General features: G+C 60.8%; 1 pseudogene. It reads left to right on the top strand.

The annotated features are described in order from the left end of the window. A pseudogene (locus A3840_RS01720) lies at positions 1-260 on the top strand (sugar ABC transporter ATP-binding protein); the annotation flags it as partial.

The following is a 260-nucleotide window of genomic DNA, read 5'->3' as shown; positions in this document are numbered from 1 at the left end:
ATTGCGCGGGCAGATGCGCGGTGAGCTCAAGGACATGCATGCCCGCTTCAAGACCACCACCATTTACGTGACCCATGACCAGATCGAAGCCATGACCATGGCGGATTTGATCGTGGTAATGCGCGATGGCGTGGTGGAGCAGATCGGCAGCCCGCTCGACCTCTACGATTTTCCCGCCAACATGTTCGTCGGCAGCTTCATCGGCTCGCCCGCCATGAATTTCCTCACCGGGACCGTGCGCCAGGAGCAGGGACGGCAGG

It is taken from the genome of Devosia elaeis (genome assembly GCF_001650025.1).
Lineage (GTDB): Bacteria > Pseudomonadota > Alphaproteobacteria > Rhizobiales > Devosiaceae > Devosia > Devosia elaeis.
Note: the sequence above shows the minus strand (reverse complement) of the source record. Positions and strands in the feature narration are given on the sequence as shown.